17 protein-coding genes are annotated in these 13,554 nt (G+C 66.5%); 2 read left to right on the top strand and 15 right to left on the bottom strand.

Annotated features, from left to right (window positions below; translation table 11 throughout):
* Positions 1-60: 60 nt before the first annotated feature.
* From H143_RS0105480 to H143_RS0105440, 9 genes are all read right to left on the bottom strand, one after another.
* A complete protein-coding gene (locus H143_RS0105480) occupies positions 61-1,032 on the bottom strand; it encodes an alpha/beta hydrolase (RefSeq protein ID WP_019937231.1) in 972 nt (323 codons plus the stop codon).
* Between the two features lie 99 nt (positions 1,033-1,131).
* The gene (gene dksA, locus H143_RS0105475) at positions 1,132-1,590 is read right to left on the bottom strand and encodes an RNA polymerase-binding protein DksA (protein WP_019937230.1); all 459 of its coding nucleotides are present in this window, start codon (positions 1,588-1,590) and stop codon (positions 1,132-1,134) included.
* An 88-nt stretch (positions 1,591-1,678) separates the two neighbouring features.
* A complete protein-coding gene (locus H143_RS0105470; protein ID WP_026349758.1) occupies positions 1,679-2,773 on the bottom strand; it encodes a GTP-binding protein in 1,095 nt (364 codons plus the stop codon).
* Positions 2,774-2,907: 134 nt separating this feature from the next.
* A complete protein-coding gene (locus H143_RS0105465) occupies positions 2,908-3,396 on the bottom strand; it encodes a Fur family transcriptional regulator (RefSeq protein WP_019937228.1) in 489 nt (162 codons plus the stop codon).
* A 12-nt stretch (positions 3,397-3,408) separates the two neighbouring features.
* The gene (gene xerC, locus H143_RS0105460; RefSeq protein ID WP_019937227.1) at positions 3,409-4,416 is read right to left on the bottom strand and encodes a tyrosine recombinase XerC; all 1,008 of its coding nucleotides are present in this window, start codon (positions 4,414-4,416) and stop codon (positions 3,409-3,411) included.
* Positions 4,417-4,447: 31 nt separating this feature from the next.
* Positions 4,448-5,116, bottom strand: coding sequence for a DUF484 family protein (locus H143_RS0105455; protein WP_019937226.1), 669 nt, complete (start codon positions 5,114-5,116; stop codon positions 4,448-4,450).
* 20 nt (positions 5,117-5,136) lie between these two features.
* The gene (gene dapF / locus H143_RS0105450; RefSeq protein WP_019937225.1) at positions 5,137-6,027 is read right to left on the bottom strand and encodes a diaminopimelate epimerase; all 891 of its coding nucleotides are present in this window, start codon (positions 6,025-6,027) and stop codon (positions 5,137-5,139) included.
* A gap of 256 nt (positions 6,028-6,283) precedes the next feature.
* Positions 6,284-7,180 carry a lysophospholipid acyltransferase family protein gene (locus H143_RS0105445; protein ID WP_019937224.1) on the bottom strand — a complete coding sequence of 299 codons (897 nt, stop codon included), beginning with the start codon at positions 7,178-7,180 and terminating at the stop codon, positions 6,284-6,286.
* A 9-nt stretch (positions 7,181-7,189) separates the two neighbouring features.
* Complete coding sequence (locus H143_RS0105440) at positions 7,190-8,065, bottom strand: lysophospholipid acyltransferase family protein (protein WP_019937223.1); 876 nt, start codon at positions 8,063-8,065, stop codon at positions 7,190-7,192.
* A 264-nt stretch (positions 8,066-8,329) separates the two neighbouring features.
* Here H143_RS0105440 and metK point away from each other — a divergent pair, with 264 nt between their 5' ends.
* Both metK and H143_RS0105430 read left to right on the top strand, forming a co-directional pair.
* Positions 8,330-9,514, top strand: coding sequence for a methionine adenosyltransferase (gene metK / locus H143_RS0105435; protein WP_019937222.1), 1,185 nt, complete (start codon positions 8,330-8,332; stop codon positions 9,512-9,514).
* 105 nt (positions 9,515-9,619) lie between these two features.
* Entirely contained in the window at positions 9,620-9,847 is a 228-nt protein-coding gene (locus H143_RS0105430; RefSeq protein ID WP_196801287.1) for a DUF1289 domain-containing protein, read from the top strand.
* A gap of 22 nt (positions 9,848-9,869) precedes the next feature.
* On the opposite strand, the gene H143_RS0105425 is transcribed toward H143_RS0105430, so the two are convergent.
* The 6 genes from H143_RS0105425 to H143_RS0105400 all read right to left on the bottom strand — a co-directional run.
* Positions 9,870-10,202: a hypothetical protein gene (locus H143_RS0105425; protein WP_019937220.1), complete on the bottom strand. Its 333-nt coding sequence runs from the start codon at positions 10,200-10,202 to the stop codon at positions 9,870-9,872.
* On the bottom strand, positions 10,199-10,945 hold the full coding sequence (locus H143_RS0105420) for an ABC transporter ATP-binding protein (protein ID WP_019937219.1): 747 nt from the start codon (positions 10,943-10,945) through the stop codon (positions 10,199-10,201). Before H143_RS0105420 ends, H143_RS0105425 begins: the two co-directional genes overlap by 4 nt.
* Positions 10,933-11,688: an ABC transporter permease gene (locus tag H143_RS0105415; RefSeq protein WP_196801286.1), complete on the bottom strand. Its 756-nt coding sequence runs from the start codon at positions 11,686-11,688 to the stop codon at positions 10,933-10,935. The genes H143_RS0105420 and H143_RS0105415 overlap by 13 nt, the downstream gene beginning before the upstream one ends.
* Complete coding sequence (locus H143_RS0105410; protein WP_019937217.1) at positions 11,685-12,725, bottom strand: ABC transporter substrate-binding protein; 1,041 nt, start codon at positions 12,723-12,725, stop codon at positions 11,685-11,687. The genes H143_RS0105415 and H143_RS0105410 overlap by 4 nt, the downstream gene beginning before the upstream one ends.
* Before the next feature lie 202 nt (positions 12,726-12,927).
* Positions 12,928-13,245 (bottom strand): type II toxin-antitoxin system RelE/ParE family toxin, encoded by a 318-nt coding sequence (locus tag H143_RS0105405; RefSeq protein ID WP_019937216.1) that lies wholly within the window; start codon positions 13,243-13,245, stop codon positions 12,928-12,930.
* The coding region (locus H143_RS0105400) for a YlcI/YnfO family protein (RefSeq protein ID WP_369751074.1) at positions 13,242-13,554 on the bottom strand (313 nt) is incomplete at its 5' end. The genes H143_RS0105400 and H143_RS0105405, both read right to left, overlap by 4 nt.

Genomic DNA, 13,554 nt, shown 5'->3' with positions numbered 1-13,554 from the left:
TGCGCCCGTCCCGCCGTGCGAAGACGCGATTTCATGGACGCGAACTTATGGGACAGAACGCTAGGGCCGGCTTGCGGTGCCAACCCGCCAGCGGTCGCGCAGGATGGCACCGGCGAAATCCAGTATGGGACCGACCGAGCCGATAACGCCGCCCATGGCGATGAAGCCGTGGATCTGGTCGTTCAAGTGCAGTTCGGTGACGGGCACGCCGGCATCGTCCAGGCGGCGGGCATATGCGCGGCCCTCGTCGCAAAGCGGGTCGTTGGCGCAGGTCACGATCAGGGCCGGCGGCGCGTCCTTGAGTGTCGCCGCGCGCAGCGGCGAGGCATGCCAATGCTGTCGATCGGAGGCGGCGGGCGCATAGTGATCGATGAAAAAGCGCATTGTCGCATCGGTCAGCGAAACGCCGCTGTCCACCGTGACCCGGCGATAGCTGTCCGTGGACATGGACAGGTCGGTCGCCGGATAGATCAGGAGCTGGAAGGCGGTCCTGGGCAGGTCGCCATCGCGGCCCATCAGGGCCAGCACGGCCGCGATATTGCCCCCGGCGCTGTCGCCGCCCACGGCGATGCGGGCGGCGTCGATGCGCAACCGCGCAGCCTCGCGGGCAACGTAGGAAAGCGCGCTTGCACCGTCGCGGATCGCAGCAGGGTAGGGATGTTCCGGCGCGAGCCGGTAGTCGACGGCGATGACGCAAGCCTGGCAGGCCTGTGCGAGGTGGCGGCACAGCGCATCGTGGGTGTCCAGATTGCCCAGCATCCAGCCGCCTCCGTGGAAATACAACAGGCAGGGCAGGACCGCCTCGGCCGCGGTGCCGGCGGCCCGATAAAGGCGCATGGGAACCGGGCCGTTCTCGCCGGGGGCCGAGAGATCCCGGCATTGGGCCACGTCGATGGGCGCGGGCAGCGCCGCCGCCCTGCCCGCCGCATAGCCAGCGCGGGCTTCTTCGGGCGTTCCCGCCTCGTGAGGCCGTCTGCCCGCTTCTTTGCCGGCCTTCAGGACTGCTGCGGCATCGGGATGCAGGATTGGCATGGGCGCTCTGTGTCGAATGAGGGGGAGTGAGAACAAAGGCCACGCATGCATGCGTGGCCTTTGGGGAAGATCGGACTGGGGCGGGCGCTACGGTGCAAGTCAGTCGCCGTACAGCTTCTGGCGCATTTCGCGGCGCTCCTGCGCTTCCAGCGACAGCGTCGCGGTCGGGCGGGCCAGCAGGCGCGGGATGCCGATGGGTTCGCCGGTTTCCTCGCACCAGCCGTATTCGCCGTTGTCGATGCGGGCGATGGCCTGCTGCACTTTCTTGAGCAGCTTACGCTCGCGGTCGCGCGTGCGCAGCTCCAGAGCGTGCTCTTCCTCGATCGTGGCGCGGTCGGCCGGATCGGGTACGAACTGGGTTTCGCGCAAGTGCTCGGTGGTTTCGCCGGCGTTGGCCAGGATGTCCTGTTCGAGCTGCTTGAGCCGTTCCTTGAAGAAAGCCAGCTGGCGATCGTTCATGTAGTCGGCGTCGGGCATGGCCAGCAATTCCTTTTCGCTGGGCAGGTCGACGGTCGCTTCCGACTTGTTTGATTTTTTGCTTGCTGCCTTCGTTGCCATGAAAACACTCCACTATGAATCGATCCGGCCGCGCCTGTTCAAGATCAGGCGCGCCGGCGAGCCGGTAGGCCGCACTTATAACAAGCCATCAACCGGCCAGGCACTGCTCCAGGCCCCGGGTGAAAATCTCCTGGGGCAGTTTGCGTCCGATGAACACCATCTTGGTCGAGGGCTTTTCAGCGGACGTCCAGGGCTTGCCGGGTTCGGCGCCCATCATCATGTGTACCCCTTGGAAAAGCATACGGCGATTCAGGCCCTTCATGTAAAGGATGCCTTTGTAGCGCAGCAGGTCCGGGCCGTAAACCTGCACGACGCCGCCGAGAAACTCCTCGAGGCGGGCCGGGTCGAAAGGTTTGTTCGAACGGAACACGAAGGCGCCGATTTCATCATCGTGGGCGTGATGAGGGTGAGGGTGCTCGTGGTCGCAGTGTTCGCCGCACTCGTGATCGTGCTCGTGATCGTGATCGTGGCCATGGCCGTGATCATGGTCGTGTGCGGCATCGGGATGCACGTCGGCCAGGAATTGCGGGTCGATGTCCAGGATGGAGTTCAGGTTAAAGCCGCTGATGTCCAGGATGGATTTCAGGTCGGCCTGGCCGAAATTCACCGCTTCGATGGTGGCGCGCGGGTTCATGCGCACCAGGCGCTCGCGCAATGCGCGGTATTCGGCGTCGGTGACCAGGTCCTTCTTGGACACCAGGATGCGGTCGGCGAAGCCCACCTGTTTCTGCGCCTCGGGCTGGGTGTCGAGCGTTTCCATGCCGTGCTTGGCGTCGACCACCGTGATCACCGCATCCAGGCGGTAGTACTCGGCAATGTCGTCATCCATGAAGAAGGTCTGGCACACCGGGCCGGGGTTGGCCATGCCGGTGGTCTCGAGGATGACGCGCTCGAAGTTGAGCGTGCCGGCCTGGCGCTTGGCGCGCAGCTCGTTGAGCGTGCGCATCAGGTCGCCGCGCACCGTGCAGCAGACGCAGCCGTTGGACAGCTCGATGATTTCCTCGTCGCTGTCCTGCACCAGCAGGTCGTTATCGATGCTCTCGGGTCCGAATTCGTTTTCGATCACGGCGATGCGCCGTCCGTGGTATTCGGACAGGATGCGCTTGAGCAAAGTGGTTTTGCCCGCGCCGAGAAAGCCGGTGAGGATGGTGACCGGAACCATGGAGGCTAGGGGGGTATTCATAATGGCTGGGAACGCCGGAAAACGTTGGATTACAGCATAGTCGCCAGCCAGGGGCAAACCTGGGGCGGACTCTATGTATGGGGTCTTATGGCCCGATTTTCAAGGCCTGGGCAAATGTTGTGGCCCTTATTTGCTCAATGAGCATGGCCGTGGTCTTGGACCTGCGTGGCCTGGCAGTCCGGGCAGAGGGCGCGGATTTCGGTTTCGTGGGTGGCCAGGGCGAAGCCGGTCCTGGCCACGCGCTCGGCCAGCTGGCGGCTCATGGACGGGTCGCTGATCTCGGCCACGGCGCCGCAATGGGTGCAGACCACCAGCAGGTCGTGCGGGGCCCCGGCGGCGTCGTGGCAGGCGCTCCAGGCGTTAATGGCGTCCAGACGGTGTATGAGGCCTTCCTCGACCAGGAAGTCCAGCGCGCGGTAGACGGTGGGGGGCGCGGCGCCGTGATGCTCGGCCTTGATGGCGTCCAGCAGCTCGTAGGCCTTGATGCTGCGGCCTTGGCGCAGCAGCAGTTCCAGCACCTTGCGGCGTATGGGCGTGAGCCGCTTGCCGCGCTGGGCGCAGAGCGTGTCGGCCAGGGCGAGCCGGGCCTCGATGTTTTGCGTGTCGGTCGGGCGGTCGGACATGGGCGGGTGGGATCAGGATTTGCGGCCGGCGCGCGGATGGGCCTGATCGTAGGCGCGGGCCAGGTGCTGAAAATCGAGCCGCGTGTAGATCTGGGTAGTGGAGATATTGGCATGCCCCAGCATTTCCTGCACGGCGCGCAGGTCCTGCGCCGATTGCAGCACATGGCTGGCGAAGCTGTGGCGCAGCACGTGCGGATGCACCTGGGCGGGCAGGCCGGCGGCCTGGGCCAGCGCGGCCAGGCGCAGCTGCACCACGCGCGCGGCGATGCGCCGGCCGCGCGCGCCCAGGAACAGGGCGGCCCGATCGGCGGGCGGCGCGGCCGGGGGCAGCAGCGCGTCGCGCGCGGCAAGCCAGCGGTCGATGGCCTGCAGCGCGGCCTTGCCCACCGGCACGCTGCGGCGCTTGCCGCCCTTGCCCAGCACGGTGACTTCGGCCTCGGCGCGGTTGAGCCAGCTGCGCGATTCGTAGCCGTCCTCGCGCAGGTAGCGCCAGTCCAGCCCGGTGAGTTCGGACAGGCGCAGCCCGCTGGAATAGAAGAGCTCGAACATGGCCGCGTCGCGCACGGCGGCCGGATCGTCCGCGCGGTGCAGTTCGGCCCGGGCGCCGGCGTGCTCGAGCAGGCCCTGGGCCTGCTCGACCGACAGGGCCTTGGGCAGCCCGCGCGGCGCCTTGGGCGCGCGTACGCCGGCCACCGGATTGCCAGGCAGCCCGGCCTGCGGGACCCACCATTGGTAGAAACCGCGCCAGGCGGCCAGCGCGCGGGCCAGGCTGCGCGGCCCCAGGCCCTGGGCATGCAGGCGGGCGACGAATTGGCGGATGTGGCCGTTGGCAACGCGATCGAGCGGCAGCCTGGCCTGCGCGGCCAGTTCGGCCAGGCGCCGCAGATCGCGGCCATAGCCGGCCAGCGTGTGGCCGGCGTAGCGGCGGTTGGTCTGCAAGTGCTGCAGCCAGGCCTGCATGGGCATCGCCAGCGGGGCCTGCGCGGCGGGTTCCGAAACGATGACGGGCTCGGTGCTCATGACAGGCTTGGGCGGCGGTTCGGCGCGGGCGCTAGCCGGCGGCGGGTCCGGCCAGGCGCTTGAGCGCGGCGCAGGACAGGCGGGCGATGGTGTCCAGAAACATCGTGCCCATGTCGGGATCGAAGCGTGCCGGGTCGTCCGAACCGAGCAGCAGCAGGCCGATGCTCGATGGGTCTTCGGCGGGGCGCAGCGCGATCAATGCCAGCGACTGCGGCTTGGCGTCGAGCCAGGACACGGCTTCAAAGCCGGTGTCGTTGCCGCAGTAAGGCGCCTTGAGGCTGTCGGCGAAAGTGCGCAGGTCTTCGGAGACGCCCGCGGCGTAGCCGCTGTCGGCAGCCAGGCCCGGCAGGTTCCACAGGCGCAGGGCCGCGTGCTCGATCTTGAATTGTTCGGCCAGGCCCAGAGTGATGGCGCCGGGCAGGTGCTGGGGATTGGTCTGGCTGACCAGGCCGGCGCACCACTGCGCCAGGCGGTCCGCGATGGTTTCGTTGGCCGCGGCGTTGCGCGCCAGTTCGTTGATGCGCCATTCCAGTTCGCGGTTGCGCTCGCGCAGCGTGAAGATCTGCCGTTCGGCCAGTGAGACGGTCTGGCCGGAATGCGGGTGCGGCACGCGCAGGGCGGTGAACACGTCGGCGTGCTCCTCGAAGAAGGCAGGATACTGGGCGAGGAAGTCGGCGATGTCTTGGGCGGAATGGGTCATGGCGGGTGGGCGGCGGTGATTCAGCGGGTCAGGGCCAGAGAGAAAACCAGTTTGTCGATGTCGATCGCGCCGTTGAACACGGACTCGGCCGGTCCGGTCATGCGCAATTGGCGCCCGTCAAAAGCGATGGTGAGCACGCCGCCGCGCGTCTGCACGCGCACCGGGCTGGCCAGCAGGCCGCGGCGCACGCCGGCCGCCACGGCGGCGCAGGCGCCGGTGCCGCAGGCCAGCGTCTCGCCCGCGCCGCGCTCGTAGACGCGCAGGCGGATGTTGTGCGGATCCAGCACTTGCATGAAACCGGCGTTGACGCGCTTGGGAAAACGCGCGTGCGATTCGACCAGCGGACCGACCTGGGCCACCGCGGCGGTGTCGACGTTGTCGACCACCATCACGGCGTGGGGATTGGAGATGGCGACGATGGAGATGTCGGCGCTGCCTTGGATGCTTGCGGATTCGTAGGGCAGGGCCCAGAGCGTGTCTTGCTGCTGCGTGCGCCAGGCCAGGCCGCTGGCGTCAAAGGGCAGGGCTTCGGGATCGAAGCGGGTGCTGCCCATGTCGACGGTGACTTGTTCGTCGTCGCTTTCGTCGAGCACGATGATGCCGGTCATGATCTGGGCGCGCAGGGGGTTGCGGTCGGACAGGCCCTGTTCGTGGACGAAGCGCGCGAAGCAGCGCGCGCCGTTGCCGCAGTGTTCGACTTCGCCGCCGTCGGCGTTGAAGATGCGATAGCGGAAATCGGCGTCCGGATGGGTGGCCGGTTCGACCAGCAGGATCTGGTCGGCGCCGATGCCGAAATGACGGTCGGCCAGGGCGCGGGCGCGCTCGGGCGTCATGGCGATGGTTTGGCGCACGCCGTCCAGGACGACGAAATCGTTGCCGGCGCCGTGCATTTTGGTGAAGTTCCAGAGCATCTGTCGATTATCGCCTTGTTTGAGTTCTGTAGCCGCATGGACGTCTCGGGGGTAAATCGCTCCGGCTTCGAAGTGACGGGTTCGGCCGCCGCAGGAAAGTACCCCCAAGCCCCCCGAGGGGGCGCTTGCCTTGGGGCGGCCCGGCGGCAAGCAGCGGCCAAAGTCCGCTGAGCGGACTGCCCCGCCGCTTAGGCGCCTGCGCGCTTTACCTACCAGGCGTGCATGCTTGCCGAGCCCCGAGCTCCTAGGCTGAATTTCAATACAGCGACGGCTCGCCCTCGGGCCTGGTCTTGAAGCGCCGGTGTACCCAGTAGTACTGGCTGGGGCAGCGGCGGATCCAGGTTTCGAGTTCGCGGTTCAGGCGCGCGGTGGCCGCTTCCAATGTGTCTTGGCCAGGGAAGTCGGCCAGCGGCGGGTGGAATTGGACGTGGTAGCGGCCGGTGCCGGGATCCCAGAACCCGAAGGCGGGAATCACTGCGGCGCGCTGGCCCAGGCGGGCGGTGGCCAGCAGGGTGGCGGCGGGGATGCCGAAGAAGGGAACGAAGGCGGCGCCTTGCGCGCCGAAGTCCATGTCGGGAAGGTAATAGATGGGCATGAGGTTGCGCAGGTGGCGCACCAGCTCGCGAACGCCGTCGTGGCGGCTGACCAGGTGGATCTTGCCAAAGCGCGCGCGGCCCTGATTCATGATGTCATTGACCACGGGGTCGCGCTGCGGGGTGTACATGGTGGCCAGTTCGGACTTGTCGCCGCTCATGGCCAGCACGAAGCGCGTGCCCGTGGCGTCCAGCGCAATGAAGTGGGGCACCAGCAGCAGTACGGGCTTGCCGGCGTCGAATTGCTGCTTGACGTTTTCGTAGCCGGTCATATGGACCATGTCGCGGACGGCCTGTGCGCTGCCGTACCAGAGCACGCCGCGATCGACGAAGGATTGGCTGAGCGCGCGAAAGTGCTCGCGCAGCCAGCGTTCGCGCGTCTGCGCGGTCTCATCGGGAAAGCACAGTTCGAGATTGCGGCGCACGATGCCTTGGCGGCGCTTGGCCAGTTTCATCGAGAGCCAGGTCACGAAGCGGCCGGTGCGCAGGCGCGCCGGGGTGCTCATGCGCGCGAACCAACGCAGCAACCCGGCCAGCAGCCAGTATTTGATTTTGTCCATGGTCGGGAATCAGCGGAGGTATTGGTCCGCGTCGGGCGCGGGCGGGGCGCCGCGCGGCGTCTTGTAGCGGTTGTAGCCCCACAGGTATTGCTCGGGGAAACGGCGGATGAGTTGTTCCATCGCGGCGTTGATGAGCGCGGCCTGTTCGGCGGGGTCTTCGGGCAGGGGTTCGGGCACGCGCGCGCTGTGTACGCGCCAGCCTTGCCCATGGGGCAGGCGTTCGCTGGCCGTGACGATGAGGATGGAGTGGGTCTGCATGCACAGCTTGCCCGGCAGGGTCACTGTGTAGGCCATGCGGCCGAAGAAGGGCGCCCATACGCCCTCGCCCGCGCTGGGGACCTGGTCGGGCAGCATGCCGGCGATTCCGCCGCGCTTGAGTGTGCGCACGAATTCGCGCACGCCCTTCATGTTGGCGGGCACGGCGCGCATATTGGGCGCGTTGCGCACGACGCCCAGCAGCGAGGCCAGAATGGCCTTGCGCGGGATGCGGTACATGACGACGCCGGGTTTTTCGGGCGAGGCGTGCTTGAGGCGGCCATGCCAGGCGGTGACTTCGAAGCTGCCCAGGTGCGGGGTGAGAAACAGGACGCCGCGCCCTTCGGCCAATGCGTCGAGCGCAATATGCTCGTGCTCCGATACCACGCGCTTCATGCAGTCTTCGTTGCGGAACCAGATGCGCGGGGTTTCCAGGATCATCGCCCCCACCTGGGCGGCGGCCCGGCGCAGGAAGGCCGGGTCGGTGTAGCCGGCCTGCGCGGCGTTGGCCTGCAGGCGCTGGCGGTATTTGCCCGGCATGGCGTAGACCAGCCGGCCGAGCGCGCGGCCCAGCGCCTGTAATACCGGCAGGGGCAGGAAGGCGACGAGCCGGGCGATGAGTATAAGCATAGGGGGACGGGCACAATATACGGGCAGGCGTATTTTCGCTTAGAATGTGAAGTTAGTCGCCCAGTTAAACGACAACTTGCGGAGCGACGGCAGGCAAGGCCTTTGGTAGTTTCAGGCCCGCCGCCAAATCCGCTAAAGCGTCGCGCCCAGGTAGTCGTCCCGCGACGGGTTTGTTCGAAGCCAGCTTCGATACCCCCAAACCCTCCAGCCGACAGGTGTCCAGAGCGCAGCGCGCCCTGCTCAACCTACAAGGACCTTACTACCGTGGCCAACAACGATTTTCTCTTCACTTCCGAATCCGTGTCGGAAGGCCATCCCGACAAAGTTGCCGACCAGATCTCCGATGCGATCCTGGACGCCATTTTCGAACAAGACCCCAAGTCGCGCGTCGCCGCCGAAACCCTGACCAACACCGGCCTGGTCGTGTTGGCCGGCGAGATCACCACCAACGCGCACGTCGACTACATCCAGGTCGCGCGCGACACCATCAAGCGCATCGGCTACGACAACACCGAGTACGGCATCGACTACAAGGGCTGCGCGGTGCTGGTGGCCTACGACAAACAGTCCAACGACATCGCCCAGGGCGTTGACCACGCCAGCGACGATTACCTGAATACCGGCGCCGGCGACCAGGGGCTGATGTTCGGCTATGCCTGCGATGAAACCCCCGACCTGATGCCCGCGCCGATCTACTACGCGCACCGCCTGGTCGAGCGCCAGGCGCAGCTGCGCAAGGACGGCCGCCTGCCCTTTCTGCGCCCCGACGCCAAGTCGCAGATCACCATGCGCTACGTCGACGGCAAGCCGCACAGCATCGACACGGTCGTGCTGTCCACGCAGCACAGCCCCGACCAGTCCGAAACGCAGACCAAGATGAAGGCCAGCTTCATCGAGGCCGTGATCGAAGAGATCATCAAGCCCGTGCTGCCCAAGGAATGGCTCAATGAAACCCGCTACCTGATCAACCCCACCGGCCGCTTCGTCGTCGGCGGCCCGCAGGGCGACTGCGGCCTGACCGGCCGCAAGATCATCGTCGACACCTACGGCGGCGCCTGCCCGCACGGCGGCGGCGCGTTCTCGGGCAAGGACCCGTCCAAGGTCGACCGCTCGGCCGCCTACGCGGCGCGCTACGTGGCCAAGAACGTCGTGGCCGCCGGCCTGGCGCGCCAATGCCAGGTGCAGGTTTCGTACGCCATCGGGGTGGCCGAACCCATCAACATCACGGTCTATACCGAAGGCACGGGCCTCATCCCCGACGAGCAGATCGCCAAGCTGGTGCGCGAGCATTTCGACCTGCGCCCCAAGGGCATCATCAACATGCTCGACCTGCTGCGCCCGATCTACTGCAAGACGGCCGCCTACGGCCACTTCGGCCGTCCCGAACCCGAATTCACCTGGGAAACGACCGACAAGGCGGCTGCGCTCAAGGCTGCCGCGGGCAAGTAAGCCGCGCCGCCCGTATCGACAACCCCTGCCCCGGCAGGGGTTTTCTTTGTGGGGGCTTGCAAAAGCGCGCCTGCGGGCAGTGCTAACCTAGCCTGGATGAGTGCCATGATTCCCAACCCCGCAGGTGATCTGCCCGGCATCGAAGAAAAGCCGAGCGTCTTCACCATGTCCGACTCGCCCTGCGTGGCGGTCTGCACGACCCTGTACGACGACGTCTGCCGCGGTTGCGGCCGCACGGCCATGGAAGTGGCCAACTGGGTGTTTTTCAGCGACGAGGAAAAGCAGGTCGTCTGGGCCCGGATACGCGCCGAGGGATATCCGCGCAGGCCCTAGGCGGCTCGCGCCGCAAGCGCGCTCAGGCGCGCATATAGCCCCATCCCTGCGCCTGGCGCTGGGCGATGTGCAGCACGGCGGCGGGAACCACGGCGATAGGAGGCGGCGCGTTCAGGGCATTGGCCTGCAGGGTGTTGCCGCACAGGCGCAGATGGGTGTCCAGCGGATCGGGGTGCTGCAGGGCCGCGGCCACCGCGCCGGCGTTGGCGAGCAGTTCCACCTCGGCATCCGGCGCGGCCTTGAGCAGGTTGGCCAGGTTGCGGCGGCCACGTTCAAGCGCGCCCGGGGTGGGCGCGTGGATCAGCAGGCGGACAGGGGTGGCGCCGCTCATGGCCTTCTCGCGTTCGGGGGTCATTCCACTTCCAGGCCCAGTTCGGCAGACAGATGCTCCACATAGCCCGTGAAGCGCGGGTCCTTGCGGCCGCGCGGCCGCGGCAGGTCGATGGTCAGGTTCTGCGCCACCTGGGCCGGATGGCCGTCCAGCACCACCACGCGATCGGCCAGGAACACGGCTTCGTCGATGTCGTGGGTCACGAACAGCACCGCTGCGCCGGTCACCTGCCACAGGCGGATCAACTCGGTCTGCAGTTTGTGGCGCGTCAGCGCATCGACCGCGCTGAAAGGCTCGTCCATCAGCAGCAGATCGGGCTTGACGGCCAAGGCGCGGGCAATGCCCACGCGCTGCGCCTGTCCGCCCGAGAGCTGGTGCGGCCAGCGCTCGCCCAGTGCGGCCAGCCCCGTCAGTTGCAGGGCCTGCTCCACGCGCGCGCGCTTTTCACTTGCCGGCAGATCCAGCGTTTCCAGGCCATAGGCGATATTGCCCGCCACGCTGCGCCACGGCAGCAGACGCCCGTCCTGGAACACCACGGCGCGGCGGCGGCTGCCCGACCGGCGCGGCAGCGTAAAGCGCATCTGACCCGCGGCAGGCTCGATCAGGCCGGCCGCCAGGCGCAGCAGGGTGGACTTGCCCACGCCCGAGCCGCCCACCACCGCCACGAATTCGCCGGCCGCGATGTCCAGCGACAAGTCCGAGATGACGGGGTGGTCCGCGCCGGGATGGGTATAGCCCAGGGCTTCGAATTCGATCAGGGACGCCATGCCAACACCTTTTTTTCCAGCCATACGTAGATCAGATCGCTTATTGCGTAGACCAGCGAAATCGCCAGCATGTAGACCACCACGGCGTTGTAGTCGCCCACGCCCGCCGCCGCGTTCATCTCCTGGCCCATGCCGGGCACGCCCAGCAGTTCGGCCGCGATCAGCGTCATCCAGGCCTGGCCAATGCCGGCGCGGATGCCGGCCAGCGCGCCGGGGGCGATGGCCGGCAGCGTGATGCTCCAGGCACGGCGCCAGTAGCGGCCCTGGCCGAAGCTGCGCGCCAGTTCGTAGAGACGCGGGTCGATATGGCGCACCGCGCCGTAGGTGGCGAAGTAGTTGATCCAGAACACGCCGATGGAGATGACGAAGGCGGCGCCCGCGTGAGTGACCTTGAACCAGGCAATGGCAAAGACCACCCAGGCCAGGGGCGGGATAGGCCGAAGGATGCGCACCAGATAGGCCTGCAGCAGATCGAAGCGGTACAGCGTAGCCGCCGCCAGCCCCCAGGCGATGCCCATCAGCGTGCCCAGCCCCAGGCCCCAGAAGTAATGGATCAGGCTGGAGCCGACGGCCGGCAGCAGCCGTCCCGAGCGCCATTCCGCCATGAAGGCGGCCGGCACGGCAAAGGGATCGGGCAGCGTTTCGGGATTGACCCAGCCGAACGCGCCCACCGCTTTCCACAGCAGCACGAACAGGACAACGCCAGCCGTGCCATACAGCACACTGCGCAAGCGGGTTTTCATTGCTGGGCGCTGGCCTTGGCCGCCGCGTCATAGAAGCGGGTGTCGAACAGGCGGCTCAAGTCGACCAGCGGGCCTTGCTGCGCGTCCGTGTCTTTGAGAAATTGCTGCAATGCCTGCGTGGCGGGAATGATGACGTTCGGGTCGGCCTGGAACTGGTCCCTGGAATTGCGGATGGCCTGCTCGACCAGCTTGACCGGCAGGCGGCCGCCGGCCACATATTTTTGCACCAGCGGCGCGGCCTTGGCCGGATCATCGCGCAGCAAGGCCGTGGCCGAAATCTGCTCGGCCACCAGCGCCTTGACCAGATCGGGGTGTTCGCGGATGAGCTTGCCGCGAACCAGCAACACCGCGCCGGGCTGATGCGGAAACAGATCGGAGCCGTGCGCCACCACGCGCGCCTTGGGCTCCTTGTCCAGCACCGAGGTGATGGTGGGCTCGAGAATCGCGGCCGCGTCGACGGCGCCGGTCAGCAGCGATTGCTGGATCTGCGCCTCGCCCTGCGTGATCAGCGTGTAGGAGGCGGGGTCGGCCTTGATGCGCTTGCGCAGCCAGTACTGCAGGGCCGCTTCGGGCACCGAGCCGCGCGGATAGCTGGCGATGACCGGCAGGCGGCCCTTGTCCTTGGCAAAGCGCGCAAAGGCCGTGGACGCGTCGCTGCCCGGGGCGAAGTACGGCGCCAGATCGCCCCGCGCCACCAGGCTGACCTGCTCGACGACATTGGATGCCACGACCTTGAAGTCCCCTCCCTTGGCCGCGACCACCAGCGCCGGGCCGATGCCGACATACGCCGCGTCGAGCTGGCCGGCCAGAATGGCCTGGACCATGGCCGGACCGCTCTGGAACTGCACGAGCTTGGGCGGCGCGCCGTCGACGGCAGGCAAGGCGTTCTGGCCGGCCGCCACGAACAGCTGCGCCGCCGGAAGAATGGGCAAGTAACCGATTTCGAGCGGGGCGGCGGTTGACGCGGCGGACATTGCCGCCGACGTCGCGGCGGCCAGACCCAGGGCCAGCGCGGCCTGGGCAAGAATGCGTTTCATATTCTTGAATCCAAATAACTTGTGCGCCTGCCAACAAGGCGTTTTATATATTTTATTTGCATAAAGAAACATCCTTAATATCCTTTTGGAATAAGGAAATTCGGAATTCGGCAGATGCGGGCCGGAGCGACGGATCCTCAACCTGTCGGTAATTGGCTTGATATTGAAGCGGTCCGCGTGGCGTCCCGCCTTGCTCGGCGAATCAGTGAAAGTCTTCTTCGCGCTGATGGCGGACGGCAAGCACCATGACTTTTCCCGGTTTGGCGATCTCATAGAGAGCGACGTATCCCGTCGCGCCGAAGGGGATGATCAGCTCGCGGCGCAGGCTATTGCCCTTATCGCTTTTGCGATAGATGAAAGGAGTTTTGGCAAGATGGGTTTCGAGTGCCGTTTCAATCGCTGCAATCGCGCGTTCGGCTAGATTCAGGTCTTCGAGGGTTTCGGCGCGATCGAGCAAATAGGCATAGAGGCGATGCAGGTCTTTACGGGCTGCCGGGGCGAACTCGACCTCATAGATCATTTTGAAGAAGCGGCGCGTGCTTGCAGCTGCTTGCGTTTGTCATCGAGCATTTCACGCAGTTCCGCGACCACTAGCTTGGCCGGGTGCGATTTCCCCGTGCGCTGGAACTCCTGCCAGGCTGCTTCGCCTCGCGCATGAAACTCCGCCTGAGCGTGCCGATATTCGACCGCGCTGCGTACCGTGGCTTCGACGAACATGGAGAGGCTTTCCCCTTCCCGCAGCACGGACTCGGCGGCGGCACGCAGTTCGGGCTCGACGCGGACTTGGGGGAGGATGGCGGTTTTCATGGTGAAAATTGTGCTGCGTTTG

This window comes from Bordetella sp. FB-8, assembly GCF_000382185.1.
In the GTDB taxonomy this organism is placed as follows: domain Bacteria; phylum Pseudomonadota; class Gammaproteobacteria; order Burkholderiales; family Burkholderiaceae_B; genus Bordetella.
This window is presented reverse-complemented; position numbering and strand designations above follow the sequence as displayed.